Origin of the sequence: Mucilaginibacter sp. (assembly GCF_028287845.1) — a bacterium.
Lineage (GTDB): Bacteria > Bacteroidota > Bacteroidia > Sphingobacteriales > Sphingobacteriaceae > Mucilaginibacter.
In genome coordinates, this window is record NZ_JAQBOW010000086.1 from 1 (window position 1) to 15,746 (window position 15,746).

Here is a 15,746-nt window from a genome sequence, read left to right on the forward strand (position 1 = left end):
AAATCAAAATTCAGGGCAAAAAAAAAGCGTTCGCCGCTTTGGGAACGCTTTTTTTGCATGAGAAATGATTAGTTACCACCACCGCCGCCACCACCCTGGGCGCGCCGCGCAGCAGCATCATCCTGGATCTTTTTATAAGCTACAGCTTGATCTGGAGTTAAAATTGCCATGATCTTAGCAGTTTGTGCCGCCCTTAAGGCAGTTAATGCAGGCCTCATTGCGGCCCTGTCTGTACCGGCAGCGGTTGCAGCGGCCCTTAAGCTATCCTGGCTTTTTGCCGATGCAGTAAAAATGGTTGTAACCTTAGCTACCTGGTCATCAGTTAAACCTGTTATTTGTGTTTTTAACCTTTCTACCTGTTGTGCCGGAGTTTGTTGTTGCCTGCCCTGGGCAAAGCTTATTGCACTAACTCCAATTACGAAAGCGCATACTAATAATAACTTTTTCATATTGTTTTTGTTTATTGTTTTGGTTATGATAAAGATATGCGCATAAGGTTTAATATTTACTTTGTAACTTAATTGTTGCCCTCTAATTTAGCTATTGATCGTTGCATCTGCGCCATCATGTTTGTAAGGCTTTCCATAGTTGGCTCGGGTGTTGGTAACGGAAGATGAGTAGATATATAGGCCTTTGCCTTCCATATTTCTAAAATATCCTCTCCATTTATTTCGTAAGGTTCATATACGGGGTTGTCTGATATCAGTTTCAATTTCTTGTTATCTTTAAATTTATTGCCAATGCGCTTATATACTACACCATCGCTTTTTGATAATATAACATAAGTTTCAGACGGCTTTACATCGGCCCAATTCTCTACATACTCGCCTATAATAGTTGTACCCGATACTAGCGGGAGCATAGAATCGCCCTTTATTTCAAAGCCCCTGTAGGTGCCTTGTTTAAACATTGGTAAATATAATTTGGGTAATTGGGCAACATATTCCGGGTCGGCATAGCCGTTCATATATCCGGCGCTGGCTTTTAACGGAACCATTTCTATATTCTCATTATCTTCCTTATCAACAGATATACTTAATATACGTAAATTATTCTGGTTGCCCTTTGGTTTGGCAATCCACCTATCATCAATAGTTTCGTTTATAAAGTCATCAAGTGAAATATCAAAATATAATGCTATTGTTTTTAGTAATTCGTACTTGGGTTCGGCCCTTTCTTCCTCATAAGCGCCAACCAACGACCGTTTTATACCAACCTGATCAGCAAACTGTTGCTGGGTTAAACCTTTCTTTTTCCTTAGAAATTTAATATTTGATGAAATTTTTGCCATAAAATTTGCATTTGCTAAAATTATTAGTAATTTTATGCTCATAAAATTAGTAAATATTTTTTAACCAGCAAATTTTATTATCAAATGAAACGCTTTATCTACATTATTACAGACAGAAACAGGAATAATCTGCACGTTGGGCTATGTTCAGATCTATTAAAAACTCTTAAATTTTATGGCGATATGCCTACTTTATTCTTTGACAGCGCACAGCAATTGAATAGACTGGTTTATTTTGAAGAGATAAATACAGAAGAGCAGGCAATGGAGCGTTTTAAAACAGTAAGCACTTTTACAAGGCCCCAAAAAGAAAAAATGATCAGACCTGTTAATCCGGATTGGGTGGATCTGACCATAGGCTTAAACTTTGAAAGCGGTTTACGCACCAGGCCGAAATTGCGCCCATCAATAAGCACATTACGCAGATCGGTTACTTTTTAATAAATTTTAACGCGCCCGAATTCATGCAGTATCTTTTACCGCCCCTGTCGGCAGGGCCGTCATCAAAAACATGGCCCAGGTGCAGGCCCGTGCTTTTTTCAATAACTTCCTGGCGGGTTTCGCCAAAGCTATGGTCAACTACTATTGCAATTTTTTTAGTATCAACCGGTTTAACAAAGCTTGGCCACCCGGTTCCGCTCTCAAACTTATCCTCCGATGAGAATAATACATCGCCTGTAGCAGCACTTACATACACACCCTTTTCGTGGTTGTTATAATAGGCATTATGAAAAGGCGGCTCTGTTCCGCTTTCAACCATTATATAATAGGCATTAGCGCTCAATTGCTTTTTCCATTCGGCCGCAGGCTTACTTAATCTTTTGGTATTGTTTTGCCCATTACTGTTTTGACATCCAAATGCCGCAACAACAAATAATATTACTATTGCAAAAATTGATCTTTTCATTTTTTTTAATATTTTAAGTTATAACATAAACTACGTAATAAAATTTCACGTGGTTTGTCATGAACATGACAGCTTATATATTTTTGAATTTAGGTATTAGTACCGAATTTGTAATATGTACTAACCCATTGCTTTGCTTAATATTAAACCTGCTGATAGTACTTTTGTCGCCATTCTCATCAATTAAAATAATATTCCTGTTTTCATCAAGTTTAGCCATTAGCTTGCTTCCGGCAAGTGTAATAAATGTAGCCAGGCCTTTATGCGAACTGATTTTATGCGTAATATTTCTTCCTGTAACTTTTCCGGCAATAACATGGTAGCTAACTAAGGCTATTAGGTCATACTTACGTTCGGGAGTTAATAAGCTATCTAATTTATCGGGAGAGAGATTTGAAAACGCCTGGTTATTGGGTACAAAAACTGTAATGGGGCCAATGCATTTAAATGATTCTGTAAAGCCGGTTATATTTATGGTTTTATTAAACGTACTTAACTCTTTACAACGGGCAATATTTGTAGCAACATCATTTGTTGGCAGCATATTAGAACCATCAGTTAATTTTAAGTTTGATGAATTTAATTTGTTTGATTTTGAGGCTGTTGAATCTGTTTTTTTTGATACAACAGGTTGAGCCTGAGCAAATAATAAGCAGGTGTTTAAAATAAGGCAAATAAATAAGATGGGGCTTTTCATACTATACTACAAATATAGTTAAAGCCTAAAATGTTTTGATTTTAAATATGGATAATATTAATATGCATGGCTAAAAAAACAATTAGCAATAATGTACCACTGATCGTAAGTACAAATTTGGCTTTGTGAAAAGAAATCCGCCCCGGAAATTGTACCAGGTCGGATTTCTTTTGTTTTATATTTTGTATTACTTATTCAGTCCGCCGCGGCGCATTGCTTTAACTGGCTCCGGCCATTTTAAGCCGTCTGTTTTTATATTTTTTGTTTTGGCAGGGTCCTCGCTGGCCATGTAAGCCATAATAGCGGCTAATACAGCGTTGTTTTTCACATCATCAAAGATCAGCTTATCATAAGTGTCGCGGTTTGTGTGCCAGGTATAATTAAAATATGCCCAATTAAGCGAACCCAAAGAAAAACCAGGTGCGCCAACCGCATCGAAAGATGCATAATCAGATCCGCCGCCGCCCGGCAAACCAGGGAAAGTTGTTGTGATGCGGTTCTTAATGGTATCGGGTACTGCCGCTAACCACCGGGTTAGGAAATCTTTCGCATCCGCATATCCAGATCCTGAAAGACTTATTATCCTTCCGGTTCCATTATCCTGGTTAAACAGGGCCTGCAAGTTTTTAACTATTTCAGGATGATCTTCAACAAAAGCGCGCGAACCATTCAGGCCCTCTTCTTCACTGCCCCAATGGCCAACTAATATAGTGCGTTTTGGATGGGGGTAAAATTTCTTTAATAAACGCAAGGCCTCCATCATGGTAAGCGTACCGGTACCGTTATCTGTCGCGCCTGTACCACCGTCCCATGAATCAAAGTGAGCGGATAGCATTACATATTCATCAGGTTTTTCGGTACCCCTTATTTCGGCAATGGTATTAAAAGCAGGCACTTCGCCCAGTTCTTTTGATTCAGTATGGAGGCTGATAGTAGGAGGGATGCCCGATTCTGTTAATCTGTATAGCATGCCATAGTCTTCTAATGCAATATCAACAGTAGGCACTTTTTTAGTATATGCACTAAATATTTTATCAACCCCAAACCCGGCAGACCAGTAATTGCTTATTATACCCACGGCACCAGCATTTTCTAATGCAACCGGCAGAGTTCTTAACGTGTAACCTGTTTTTTTAATGCGCTTTGCCCAAGCTGTGGTCATTGCGGTGCGCTCCGCCTTCATTTTATCAAATGATTCCTTTAAGGCAAATTGCTGCCAGTTGTCATCGGGCCGTCCGGTGGGCTGGCATATAGATATCATTACCAATTTACCCTTAACGCTGGGTAGCCATTTTTCAAAAGCAATAGAATCTTCAAGATCAGGTATAATTATAGTTTGAGCAGTAACCGTTTTTTTACCCATGCCCGGGCTCCAGGCCAGTTGGGTGCCTTCCAGTGATTTTACACGCGGCGATATCATATCAATATGAGATATGCCTCTTTCCCAGCCGCGCCATACACCCCAGTTTTCTTTACGGGCGTTTATATCCCAGCTTTTATATTTAGCAATGGCCCAGTCGGCAGCCTTAACCATTTGCGGCGTGCCCACTAAACGGGGGCCAACGCCATCAAAAAGCTCATGTGCCAGTGGTTGTATTTGTGAATTAGTTGCTTCTTCCTGGATAATACCATCTATGACGGATTTATCAGGAGTTTGAGCGAATGTAATGCTGCTGAGCATCAGGCCGAAAAAAGACATAGCGAGTCTTAACCTGCGGTTTAAGTGGTGAGTAAGATCAGTTTTCATGAAACCAATTTAAAAGTTTGAGATGAATTATGCTAATTTATTTTTGGGGTATAATGTAGCCTACACCCATATACACCCCTGTATACGCCATCTACACTTCATAGGGTTCTGCTAATGACAAAAACGAATTTTGTTTCACGAAATAGTGAAACAAAATGTAACAAGTGAAACAAGATTTTTACTTAACTAATTGAAAATTAAACAACTACGAAAAAGTGGTGTAACAAAATGTAACAACTTATTCGTCAGTATTTTTATAGGTAAAAATTAATTATTATATTGATTATCAAATAATTACAATTGGTCAATTTTGGCAGTGGTGAAACAAGTTAATTGAAACAAGCCAACCAAAAAAATCACTGACATCCTGATAGCTATCATGACAATATGATCATCAAAATTATTCATTAAAAATACCAACAAATCGAGCTTGTAATTGTAATAGATTGACATTCTAATTATTAAGTATAAAAGATTATGAAATTTAAATTTTTAAACAATAAAATCTTCATTGTTGCAGGTACAATCATAATGAGCGCTTATGTTTTTGGGTGTGGTGGAAATTATAACAAATCAAAAAGCGATAGTGCTGCCACCTCAACTACTGATGTAAAAGATGCAAATACTTTATTAGGTGCCGGCAGTACCTTTGTATATCCACTATTTTCAAAAATGTTTGCCGAATATGATAAACAAGCCGGGATACGGATAAATTATCAATCAATTGGTTCTGGTGGGGGTATACTCCAACTAACAAACAAAACAATAGATTTTGGAGATTCGGATGCACCCTTAAATGATGGGCAAACTAAAACAATTAACGCTAATGTACTACATATTCCAATGTGTTCGGGCGCAGTTGTTATAAGCTATAATCTTCCTGATTTAAAAGGTACTTTAAAATTGGACCCCGATGTATTAGCTAATATTTTCCTGGGCAAAATTACTAAATGGAATGATGAGCGGATATCAAAATTAAACCCCGGATTGCAATTACCTGCAACATCAATCTTTATAGCTCACCGGTCTGATGGGAGTGGTACAACAAATATTTTTACCACTTATTTAGCAAAGGTTAGTAACGATTGGAATAAAAGCCCGGGTAAGGGTTCGTCAATTAATTGGCCGGTTGGTTTGGGTGGTAAAGGAAACGAAGGCGTTGCCGGATTAGTAAAGCAAACTCCGGGCGCAATTGGCTATATAGAACTGGCTTATGCAAAGCAGAACAAGATGGCCTTTGCCGATATAAAAAACAAAAGCGGCAATTTTATTACACCTACAGTAGCGTCAACCAGTGCGGCCGGGAATATAACTATGCCCGCTGATGCAAAAGCTTCATTAAGTAATACCGATGCGAAAGATGGATACCCGATAAGCGGGCTTACATGGGCCTTAATATACAAGGAGCAAAACTATAATCAAAGATCGAAAGACAGAGCTGAAAAAGTAATTAAGTTACTTTGGTGGAATATTCACGACGGACAAAAATATTGTAATGACCTCAATTATGCGCCGCTTTCGGCTGCTGCGGTTACTGTTGCAGAGAAAATTCTAAAATCAGCAACATTTGACGGCAAACCGATAATGTAATAAATTAAATATAATTGAATCAATACAAAAAGGCCATCTCAATTTGATTTGAGATGGCCTTTTTGTATGAGAAATGATTACTATAAAACAACTCCTGGAGTTGTGTATGCCATGTTTTGCGGATAAAATTTAGCCCAACCTGCCGATCAATCTGTTGTTCCGAAAGCGCCTCTGAAAGCAACTTTTTCAAAAAATGCATCAGCTAATTTTGCATTGGTAAAAATTGCACCTGCAGCAGCTGATCCTGCTTTTAATGTAAAGTTTGGTGTGCCCGCATTTGCATTACCAGCTGCCTTAAAATCAAGGCCATATTTCAATGGATAAGAATTTAATATTGGCAGATAAAGTAATATTACTTCAATATTGCCTATGTTTATTCACTTTAAAAACTGATTATTTTTAATTAACCTCCACCAAAACATAACCCGATGAAAAGAATAATAATTTGCCTGATCATTTGTTTATTCACAGCCGGACTTAAGGCACAAATTCCAAATTTTAGCTCAACCCAGTATATCGACCAGGAATTTGGTTTAGGTACTATCAGTCTTACTTATGGCCGACCCAATGTAAAGGGCCGCAAAATATTTAACGGTACAGAGCCTTATGGTGTGGTGTGGCGCACGGGTGCCAATGCTGCAACTATTATTAAATTTACAGATACCGTATTGGTAGAAGGGCATAAGCTGATGCCCGGCGAATATTCGCTATTTACTATACCCGGCGCAACAGAGTGGACCGTTATATTTAATAAGATAGCAAAACAATGGGGCGCTTACTCATACGATCAAAAGCAGGATGTACTTCGTTTTAAAGTAAAACCTTTTAAACTGGCCGCACCTGTTGAAACATTAACCATACAGTTTGCCAATGTGAATATAGACAAGGGTATTTTGCAGATATTATGGGAGAATACCGGCTTATCGATCCATTTAAAAGCCGATGTGGATGCCCGAGTTATTGCCAATATAGCGCAAATGATGAAAGGGGAGAAGAAACCTTACTACCTGGCAGCGATATGGTACTATAACCATAATTTAGATATGCGTAAAGCATTAGAATGGATGAATGAAGTAGAAAAAGTACAGCCCGATGCTTATAATGTAAGATACTGGAAAGCAAAGATACAGCTAAAACTGGGCGACAAGAAAGGTGCGATCTTTTCGGCCAAAATAGGTTTGGCAATAGCCGAGAAAGATAAAAATGCCGAATATATACGCATGAATAAAGAAGTACTGCGTGAGGCAGGAGCTGTTAAATAACATATGCTGCACGACGAAATAACACACATTGGGTGAAAAATTATAAAAATATGATTTGGTTGATTGCCGGGATATGTATTGGCAGCATAGCCGGAATTATATTTGGTAAAAATGCTGAAGTGGTAAAGCCGGTGGGCGATATGTTTTTAAACCTGCTTTTTGTTGCCGTTATCCCGCTTGTTTTTTTCAGCATCGCCTCTGCCATTGCTAACCTGCATGGCGAGCAAAAGTTAAGCCGGATCATGATCATTATGTCGACCGTGTTTTTATCTACGGTGATTATTGCGGCGCTATTAACCATTGTTGCGGTGTGGATATTTCCTATTCATCAGGCAGTAACCATAACCCCCGGGCTGTTGAAACAAGGAGCAGGTAATAAATTATCGGGCGATCAGATAACTCAACTATTTACCACCGGCGAGTTTTACCAGTTGCTTTCGCGTAAAAATATGCTGGCCATGATAATATTCAGCATTTTAATAGGGTTTGGAACATTAAGATCCGGCGAAAATGGGCAGGATTTCCGCAGGTTTTTAAATGCCGGGAGCGAGGTGTTTAAAAATGTATTTATCCTTATTATGAAGCTAGGCCCGGTGGGTTTAGGCGCTTATTTTGCTTACCAGGTGGCTGTATTTGGCCCATCTCTTTTTGGAACTTATGCGCATGCTATGGGGATAGGGTATGGGGTTAGCCTGTTTTATTATGCTGTTTTTTTTAGTTTATACGCTTTTATAGCAGGAGGAATTAAAGGAATAAAAAAATACTGGACAAACAATATCATTCCTTCTGCCACAGCTGTGGGCACCTGCAGCAGTATTGCCACTATACCTGCAAACCTGGACGCAGCAAAGAAAATGGGCGTTTCAGATATTATTGCCGGCATAACCATACCCTTAGGCGGCACATTGCATAAAGATGGCTCGAGCGTTTCATCGATATTAAAAATGGCTGTGGTATTTGCTATGTTTGGTAAAAGCTTTAACAATCCTGAAATTATATTGCTGGCTCTTGGCATGACGGTATTGGTAAGTATTGTTGAAGGTGGCATACCTAACGGGGGCTACGTTGGCGAGTTGCTTTTTATATCTGCCTATGGCTTCCCGCCAGAGGCCCTGCCGCCGGCAATAATTATAGGAACATTGATAGATCCGGTTGCTACTTTACTTAATGCAACAGGCGATACCGTTGCAGCTATGTTGGTAAACAAGTTTGCTGACAAGGAAAGCTGGCTGCAGAGAATGGGTTAGATTTGCTATATTAGGCCCTTTTTAATGGCTGCTATGAAAAAAATATTTACTTGTTTTTTTATCTTATTTACGGTTCAATTTGCCGGTGCGCAACACAAAAAAAGAGCGCGCGATTATGGTTTACATTTTGGTGTTATATCCCCCGGGAAACTAAATACTATAACCGATGTGGCGGGTGTAAAAGTTGGGCATGTTACTTTAATTAAAGGCGACTCGATACGAACAGGGGTTACCGCTATTTTGCCTTACGATGGTAATATATTCCAAAATAAAGTACCCGCGGGTATATTTGTAGGTAATGGCTTTGGTAAACTGGCAGGTTCCACGCAGGTTATAGAACTGGGTAATATTGAAACCCCCATAGTTTTAACCAATACACTTAATGTTGCCGCGGGGATGGAGGGTGCTATAAGGTATACACTCGGGCAAAAAGGCAATGAAAAAATACAATCTGTAAACGCGTTAGTTGGCGAAACCAATGATGGTTTCCTGAATGATATACGCGGTACGCATGTAACTAAAGATGATGTAATAACTGCTATTAAAAATGCAGGTACATCAGTAGAAGAAGGGGCAGTTGGCGCGGGTACAGGCACGGTCTGTTTTGGATATAAAGGCGGAATTGGAACAGCTTCGCGGTTATTACCTAAAAGCCTTGGTGGTTATACCGTAGGTGTATTGGTGCAAACAAATTTTGGCGGTGTATTACAGATTGATGGTGTTCCGGTGGGTAAAGAGCTGGGTAAGTTTGAATTTAGCAACCAGTTAATGAATAATGTTGACGGTTCATGTATGATGATTGTGGCTACTGATGCACCTTTGGATAGCCGCAATTTACAACGACTTGCCAAGCGTGCATTTATGGGCCTGGCTAAAACCGGTGGCATAGCATCCAATGGCAGCGGCGATTATGTAATTGCTTTCTCAACCGCTGCCTCAGTGCGTGTACCTAATCAGTCTAAACAATTACAGCAAGTGCAGCTATTGCAAAATGAGGACACATCGCCGCTTTTTTTGGCGACAATTGAGGCTACAGAAGAAGCTATAATTAACTCTTTATTTGCAGGTGTAACCATAGTTGGTAAAAGCGGGCATAAAGTAGAAGCGCTGCCATTAGATAAAGTAATACCTATTTTAAAAAAATATAACGCTATTAAAAGTGAGTAAATACACTATTGTTAATGGAGAATTTTTGCCGGCTGCAACAGCGTCGGTATTAATTACAGACCTGGCCGTACAAAGAGGCTACGGTATTTTTGATTTTTTTAAAACGATTAATGGCGAGCCGGTTTTTGTAGAAGATCATCTGGACCGTTTCTATAATTCGGCAACAGCCATGCGATTGCCGGTAGATAAGAGCAGGGAAGAATTAAAGAGCTTGTTGTTTACACTCATTAAAGAGAACGGATTGTTTGACTCAGGAATAAAAATAACGCTTACCGGCGGTTATTCTGCCGATGGGTACACGTTGGCAAAACCAAATATGATTATCACCCAGCAACCATTAACTATAAATAAGGAAATTAATATAAAGGGCATTAAGATAATTACTCACCCGCACCAGCGCCAGCTTGCCGAAGTTAAAACCCTTGATTATTTGATGGCAATTTGGCTGCAGCCGTTAATTAAACAAAAAGGTGCGGATGATGTACTGTATCATAACCACGGAATGGTGAAAGAGTGCCCGCGTGCAAATTTCTTTATTGTAATGCCCGATAACCAGGTAATAACCAGTGCAGATAAGATATTAAAAGGTATTGTGCGTAAACAGGTTTTAAATCTTAATATCGACGGAATAACTATCCGCGAAAAAGAAATTAGCCTGGAAGACTTAAAGCAATGTAAAGAAGCTTTTATTACCAGTTCTACAAAAAATATTTTGCCCGTTACCGAAATTGACGGCCAAATAATTGGCAATGGTTATGCAGGCGACGTAACAATGGCTTTAGCAGAAAGGCTGAAAGAATTTGTATTTAGCAAATGATATTGGCTACCAGGATTTGCTATTAATCCGATTTGCAATCTTATACTTAAGCTGTTACGCTTAATCCGTTTGCTCTGGATTACAATCCAGAAACATTTAAACAATAAGCCTGAAAGTTTTTCTTACTTTGATGATTATCTTTCTATCTTTATATCAGGTGGTTACATATACTGTAACTTTAACTTCCGGCGGATTGCCCACCCACGCCAATTAAACGCTGAAATATAAAATGATGATTGACGAATCACAAGGCAAAGCAGCGAAAGTTATTGGATTCACTTATCTGTTTGCGCTTGTCCCGGCTATCTTTGCCGAGTTCTATGTCAGGGGCCATTTGGTCGTCTTCAACAATGCCGCGCAAACTGCGTTGAATATTATTGGGAACGATAGGCTTTTTCGCCTCGGCATTGCCAGTAATCTCGTCGTCTTCGCAGTTGATGTAGCTCTTATCACCGCTCTGTATGTGGTTTTGAAGCCGGTTAACATGCGCCTGGCCTTGCTGGCTGCAGGTTGGGGGCTGATAGAGACCACAATACTGGTCATAGTCACGCTGGATGACCTTGATGTACTGCGTATCCTGAGCGGGGCAGACTATTTGCAAGCATTTGAAGTAAGCCGGTTACAGGCTTTAGCGAGGCTGTCTATAGGTGCGCACGATGCTACGTATAACGTTGGTTTGGTATTCGCTGGGCTTAGAAGTACCACCTTTTGTTATTTGTGGTTCAGGTCCGGTTTCATTCCGCGGATATTGGCAGGCTGGGGGATAGTTGCTTCTTTTCTGATGGGAGCATGCGCCTTTTTGTTCATCATTTTTCCGGAGCTTTCAAAGGTTATTCCTGTGGGAATTTACGGCGGTCCTATTTTTATTTTCGAACTAACAATGGGTTTTTGGCTGTTGTTCATGAAACTACGGACATCAGACTGAACACTGAAAAGACTATAATCGGAATAAACATGGAAAATCAAAATATTGAAGCTTCCCGACAATTTTACGCAAAGGTTGCCGGCTTTACCATCCTTTTTTACATTGCTGTAGGTCTTGCCAGCGTGACTTTGCATAGCCGCGCAACCAGCGGCGCCGAAGGAACTGACGCGATTCTCGCGGGCATTGCCCGGCACGCGTCAGCAGTGCGGGTGACTGTTATACTGGAGTTGCTCGAATGCTTCTCGGCACTTGTGCTGGCTGTGACGCTATACCGGATAACGCGCGACGAGAGTAGTGAGCTGGCTATGCTGGCCCTGGTATGCCGCGTTTGCGAAAGCGTGCTGGCTGCGATTGGTATCCGGAGAACACTGGGCCTGCTGTGGCTCGCGACGACGGGGGACAGGGTGGGAGGTCATCTCACCGCAACCGCGGACGCGATCGGTGCCTACTTATTGATGCCGGCTCAAAGCGCGATGATTGGCGCACCCTTCTTCGCCGTTGGGACCATGATCTTCTCCTATCTCCTGCTGCGTTCACGAAGCGTACCCGCCACACTCGCGGGGCTTGGCGTGTTCGCATCGGTACTGCTTGTGGTAGGTTTGCCCCTGCAGCTTGCCGAATTCTTTAAAGGACCGATGACTTTGTGGATGTGGGGGCCGATGTTCGCGTTCCAATTTCTGCTCGGGGTGTGGCTACTCATAAAAGGGGTCAGTACAAAGACCCGGAAGCAACCAGCGTGATCACCAACAAGTACTGCAATGTTGTAATTTTAGTAACATGGCCGATATTAATTCTGATTGTCATACACAGTTTTTGACCCTAGTGGCCAAGACTATATATATGGAGTGAGAGGAGAGAAGTTGTAAGCAAGCCCATTTTAAAAAACAAGCTTACTTTTGGATGCTTTAGCAGTTGCGAAAAGAACCCCAGTGTTATTTTACTGCAATAAGCTCAACATGCTCAATAACCGGCGCTGTTGAAAAAAGTTCAGAGGCATTTGCCATCAACGCTTTAGCGATTTCACCGGTAAGATGCGCGTTTCGGCCTCCTTCTGTTTCAAAAGTATCAAATATGCCAAATGTAGCTGGGCCCAATTGCAAAGCATACCATCTATCGGTATCCGGTTCGGCCGCCGCTATAGGTAGGGCGTTTTTTAAAAAGTTCAATACTTCAGTTTCTTTGCCCGGCTTAGCTTCAAGTCTTGCAAGTAATGCAAATTTTTCCATGGTAATGTTTTTAATGTTACGATTGGTACAAAAGTAGCGTTCTGCGATATTGAAATTTATCTTCTGGTCTTTCAAATAGCCATTAAAATGTAATATAATTACATCTAAACATACCCGGATTTCTCGCGCCGGACAAGGCAGTTGTACTAACGTACGATTGCTGATTATCGCAAAGAATAATGGTTTTAAACCGTCATTTTTTCGGCTGTGGGTTTTATATTTTGATTCACCCTAAATAAATTATCCGGGTCGTATTTATTCTTTATCGTTACTAATCGTTTATAATTTTCGCCATAAGTTGCTTTCACCCGTTCCTCTCCTTCATCCATCATAAAATTCACATAAGCGCCACCTGCCGAATAAGGGTGCAATGCTTCCCAGTAGGCTTTGGTCCAGGCTGTAATTTTTTCTTTATTTGCCGGGTCAGGGTCAACGCCAACTATAACCATTGCCCAGGTGGCGTCGCGGTAGCTCCAGGCTGTGTCTTTTTTATTTACACGAGAGGCTGCCCCATTAACCGGATATAAGTGCATGGTTGAGTGCATTGTCGGCATTCCTTCGCCAAAAGGAAGGTGCTTTGCAATTGCCTCGTCGCTAAGTTCATTTACAAAGTCGGCACGCCAGTACCATTGCAAACCGGTGGGGTAAACGGCATCGAACATGCTTTGCAATGCCGGTTGAGGTAATGGGCCAACAAAATCAAGAGCAGGTGTTTTAAAAGCGCGAATAGGCTTAAATATTTCTTCCGCTTTTTCTAATGGCCCTGTATATGCCCATACAATCCCGCACATTTTTTTTAGGTGCAGATGCTCCGGGAATGGAGCTCCCGGAGGAACAGTGAGGAAAGCAAAAAAACCATTCAGTTCATCCGGTGCGTACTTTATCAAATCGCGATACCATTTCATTACAGCTTCGGCCTCACTCATCTCATATAACATTGGCCCGCCATATACCATATCTATCGGGTGCAGTTTAAATGTGAAGGCAGTAACTACGCCAAAGTTTCCGCCGCCGCCTCTTACCGCCCAATACAAATCCTGGTTTTGATTGTCGTTGGCTGTTATAAAACTTCCGTCGGCCAACACCATATCAACCGATAGCAGGTTATCTATACTCAATCCGTATTTTCTGGTGAGATGACCAATACCGCCGCCCAATGTCAAACCGCCTACACCTGTTGTGGAAATAATTCCGCTTGGGGTGGCCAAACCGAATGCATGTGTAGCATGGTCCACATCGCCCCATGTACATCCTGCGCCCACTACTGCCGTTTTTGCCTGCGGGTTAACCTGGATGTATTTCATCCTAGAGAGATCGATTACTAATCCGTCATCACAAATCCCTAATCCGCCGGCATTGTGGCCCCCGCTGCGAATGGAAAGGAGCATTTCGTTTTCTCTCGCAAAATTAACCGACTGTATCACATCCGCAACATCTGCACAATACACAATCATGCGCGGGTGCTTGCTTATCATGGCATTGTACACCTTGCAAGCATCGTCATAACCTTGATCCTGCGGTTCTATTAGGCCGCCTCTTAAGGTTGATTTAAATTCCTGAATAGAAGTTTGATTAAACATGGCACATTTATTTTAGAATACATTTAAATTAACAAAACAGATTCCGTTGGAAACAATGAATATGCAGGTTTGGGTAACCCATTATAGTGTAGACAGGGTTAAATAAAAACGAATAAATATTTATAAGGTTTTAGCTGATGGCAGAATTAATTTTTTCGTAGAAAGCAAAAGGTATTTATAGAGATGGTATTCTGGTTGTATTGGTGTTTACTCGTGCTTATCTTTTCAATTTCTTAACATATGTTATTGTCGGCGCAGTAGCTTTTACAGAAATTTGATAAAAATAAAAGAGAAATGAAAGCAATAAAAGCCAACAGTGTATCTAGTGATATCAATGCATTGGATATGCATATCGAGGAAATAAAGCAACCTGTAGCCGGAAAAGATGAATGCGTAGTGAAAGTGCTATATTCCGGAGTCAACCCGAGTGATGTAGGCGCAGTACTGGGTAAATTCCCGAAAGCTATCTGGCCGCGCTACACCGGGCGTGATTTTGCCGGCGTTATTGTGGACGGGCCTGCAGAACTATTAGGGAAAGAAGTTTGGGGAACAGGTGGAGAACTGGGTATTCGTACCAATGGTAGTCATGCGGCTTTCCTGGTTGTACCTGTTTTATCTGTAAGCGAAAAACCGGCAACCATCACCTTGCCGGAAGCGGCCGGTGTCGGTGTGCCTTTTGTTACTGCTTATGAAGGATTAAGACGGGCCGGTTTACCAAAAAGAGGGCAGTGGGTGCTCATTTTTGGTGTCAACGGTAAGGTTGGCCAGGCGGCCACCCAAATTGCAACGCGGCTGGGAGCAAAAGTAATAGGTGTTGAGCGTAGTGGCAATAGTTACCGCGGCCACTCCAATTCTCCTGTGGTGGTTATCAACAACAGCAAATCTAAAGTGGCAGAAGCAGTAATGGAAATTACCGGTGGGCACGGCGCAGATATTGTTTATAATACGGTAGGGAGTCCTTGTTTTGAGGATGCCAATCATGCAATGGCGCATGGCGGAACACAGATCTTTATCGCCGACCGTTTACTGAAAGAAGTGCCTTTTAATATTTTCTATTTTTACCGTCATCAGCACAATTTTGTGGGAGTAGATACCCAGGAACTGGATGTGGTGGATTGTGCCGGAATATTAAATGAACTTAAACCCGGATTTCTTGACGGCTCCCTTATTCCTTTCGCGGTTAAAGACGAACAAATCTATCCTTTGGAACGCGCTCATGAGGCTTATCGCCAAACATACGCGGGCAGCAAGGATAAAATCATTTTAAAAATTAACGATTAAACACTTACA

General features: G+C 41.1%; 17 protein-coding genes. 9 read left to right on the forward strand and 8 right to left on the reverse strand.

All coding sequences use genetic code 11. The annotated features are described in order from the left end of the window. Positions 1 to 68: 68 nt before the first annotated feature. Positions 69 to 449: a hypothetical protein gene (locus tag JWP71_RS08345; RefSeq protein WP_299498545.1), complete on the reverse strand. Its 381-nt coding sequence runs from the start codon at positions 447 to 449 to the stop codon at positions 69 to 71. 68 nt (positions 450 to 517) lie between these two features. After that, the gene (locus tag JWP71_RS08350; RefSeq protein ID WP_299498547.1) at positions 518 to 1,291 is read right to left on the reverse strand and encodes a LexA family transcriptional regulator; all 774 of its coding nucleotides are present in this window, start codon (positions 1,289 to 1,291) and stop codon (positions 518 to 520) included. A gap of 84 nt (positions 1,292 to 1,375) precedes the next feature. Between JWP71_RS08350 and JWP71_RS08355 the strand changes: the two genes are divergently transcribed. Next, the gene (locus JWP71_RS08355; RefSeq protein ID WP_299498549.1) at positions 1,376 to 1,732 is read left to right on the forward strand and encodes a GIY-YIG nuclease family protein; all 357 of its coding nucleotides are present in this window, start codon (positions 1,376 to 1,378) and stop codon (positions 1,730 to 1,732) included. On the opposite strand, the gene msrB is transcribed toward JWP71_RS08355, so the two are convergent. From msrB to JWP71_RS08370, 3 genes are all read right to left on the reverse strand, one after another. After that, a complete protein-coding gene (gene msrB / locus JWP71_RS08360) occupies positions 1,722 to 2,198 on the reverse strand; it encodes a peptide-methionine (R)-S-oxide reductase MsrB (protein ID WP_299498551.1) in 477 nt (158 codons plus the stop codon). The genes JWP71_RS08355 and msrB overlap by 11 nt on opposite strands. 73 nt (positions 2,199 to 2,271) lie before the next feature. After that, the gene (locus JWP71_RS08365) at positions 2,272 to 2,895 is read right to left on the reverse strand and encodes a fasciclin domain-containing protein (protein ID WP_299498553.1); all 624 of its coding nucleotides are present in this window, start codon (positions 2,893 to 2,895) and stop codon (positions 2,272 to 2,274) included. Between the two features lie 187 nt (positions 2,896 to 3,082). Continuing rightward, positions 3,083 to 4,642 carry a M20/M25/M40 family metallo-hydrolase gene (locus tag JWP71_RS08370; protein ID WP_299498555.1) on the reverse strand — a complete coding sequence of 520 codons (1,560 nt, stop codon included), beginning with the start codon at positions 4,640 to 4,642 and terminating at the stop codon, positions 3,083 to 3,085. A 477-nt stretch (positions 4,643 to 5,119) separates the two neighbouring features. Between JWP71_RS08370 and pstS the strand changes: the two genes are divergently transcribed. Further along, positions 5,120 to 6,232 (forward strand): phosphate ABC transporter substrate-binding protein PstS, encoded by a 1,113-nt coding sequence (gene pstS / locus JWP71_RS08375; protein WP_299498559.1) that lies wholly within the window; start codon positions 5,120 to 5,122, stop codon positions 6,230 to 6,232. Positions 6,233 to 6,378: 146 nt separating this feature from the next. Here pstS and JWP71_RS08380 read toward each other — a convergent pair whose 3' ends face one another. Continuing rightward, complete coding sequence (locus JWP71_RS08380) at positions 6,379 to 6,549, reverse strand: hypothetical protein (protein ID WP_299498560.1); 171 nt, start codon at positions 6,547 to 6,549, stop codon at positions 6,379 to 6,381. Between the two features lie 111 nt (positions 6,550 to 6,660). On the opposite strand from JWP71_RS08380, the gene JWP71_RS08385 reads away from it, so the two are divergent. From JWP71_RS08385 to JWP71_RS08410, 6 genes are all read left to right on the forward strand, one after another. After that, positions 6,661 to 7,494 (forward strand): DUF2911 domain-containing protein, encoded by an 834-nt coding sequence (locus JWP71_RS08385; protein WP_299498562.1) that lies wholly within the window; start codon positions 6,661 to 6,663, stop codon positions 7,492 to 7,494. Positions 7,495 to 7,526: 32 nt separating this feature from the next. Next, complete coding sequence (locus JWP71_RS08390) at positions 7,527 to 8,741, forward strand: dicarboxylate/amino acid:cation symporter (RefSeq protein ID WP_299498564.1); 1,215 nt, start codon at positions 7,527 to 7,529, stop codon at positions 8,739 to 8,741. A 33-nt stretch (positions 8,742 to 8,774) separates the two neighbouring features. Further along, on the forward strand, positions 8,775 to 9,908 hold the full coding sequence (locus JWP71_RS08395; RefSeq protein WP_299498566.1) for a P1 family peptidase: 1,134 nt from the start codon (positions 8,775 to 8,777) through the stop codon (positions 9,906 to 9,908). Next, entirely contained in the window at positions 9,901 to 10,725 is an 825-nt protein-coding gene (locus tag JWP71_RS08400; RefSeq protein ID WP_299498569.1) for an aminotransferase class IV, read from the forward strand. The genes JWP71_RS08395 and JWP71_RS08400 overlap by 8 nt, the downstream gene beginning before the upstream one ends. A gap of 229 nt (positions 10,726 to 10,954) precedes the next feature. Continuing rightward, complete coding sequence (locus JWP71_RS08405) at positions 10,955 to 11,650, forward strand: DUF4386 domain-containing protein (protein WP_299498571.1); 696 nt, start codon at positions 10,955 to 10,957, stop codon at positions 11,648 to 11,650. Positions 11,651 to 11,679: 29 nt separating this feature from the next. Next, entirely contained in the window at positions 11,680 to 12,390 is a 711-nt protein-coding gene (locus JWP71_RS08410; RefSeq protein WP_299498573.1) for a DUF4386 domain-containing protein, read from the forward strand. A 192-nt stretch (positions 12,391 to 12,582) separates the two neighbouring features. On the opposite strand, the gene JWP71_RS08415 is transcribed toward JWP71_RS08410, so the two are convergent. Both JWP71_RS08415 and JWP71_RS08420 read right to left on the reverse strand, forming a co-directional pair. Continuing rightward, positions 12,583 to 12,876, reverse strand: coding sequence for an antibiotic biosynthesis monooxygenase (locus JWP71_RS08415; protein WP_299498575.1), 294 nt, complete (start codon positions 12,874 to 12,876; stop codon positions 12,583 to 12,585). 185 nt (positions 12,877 to 13,061) lie between these two features. Next, a complete protein-coding gene (locus JWP71_RS08420; RefSeq protein WP_299498576.1) occupies positions 13,062 to 14,456 on the reverse strand; it encodes an FAD-binding oxidoreductase in 1,395 nt (464 codons plus the stop codon). A gap of 294 nt (positions 14,457 to 14,750) precedes the next feature. Between JWP71_RS08420 and JWP71_RS08425 the strand changes: the two genes are divergently transcribed. Then, the gene (locus JWP71_RS08425; protein ID WP_299498578.1) at positions 14,751 to 15,737 is read left to right on the forward strand and encodes a zinc-binding alcohol dehydrogenase family protein; all 987 of its coding nucleotides are present in this window, start codon (positions 14,751 to 14,753) and stop codon (positions 15,735 to 15,737) included. The last annotated feature ends 9 nt before the right edge of the window (positions 15,738 to 15,746 follow it).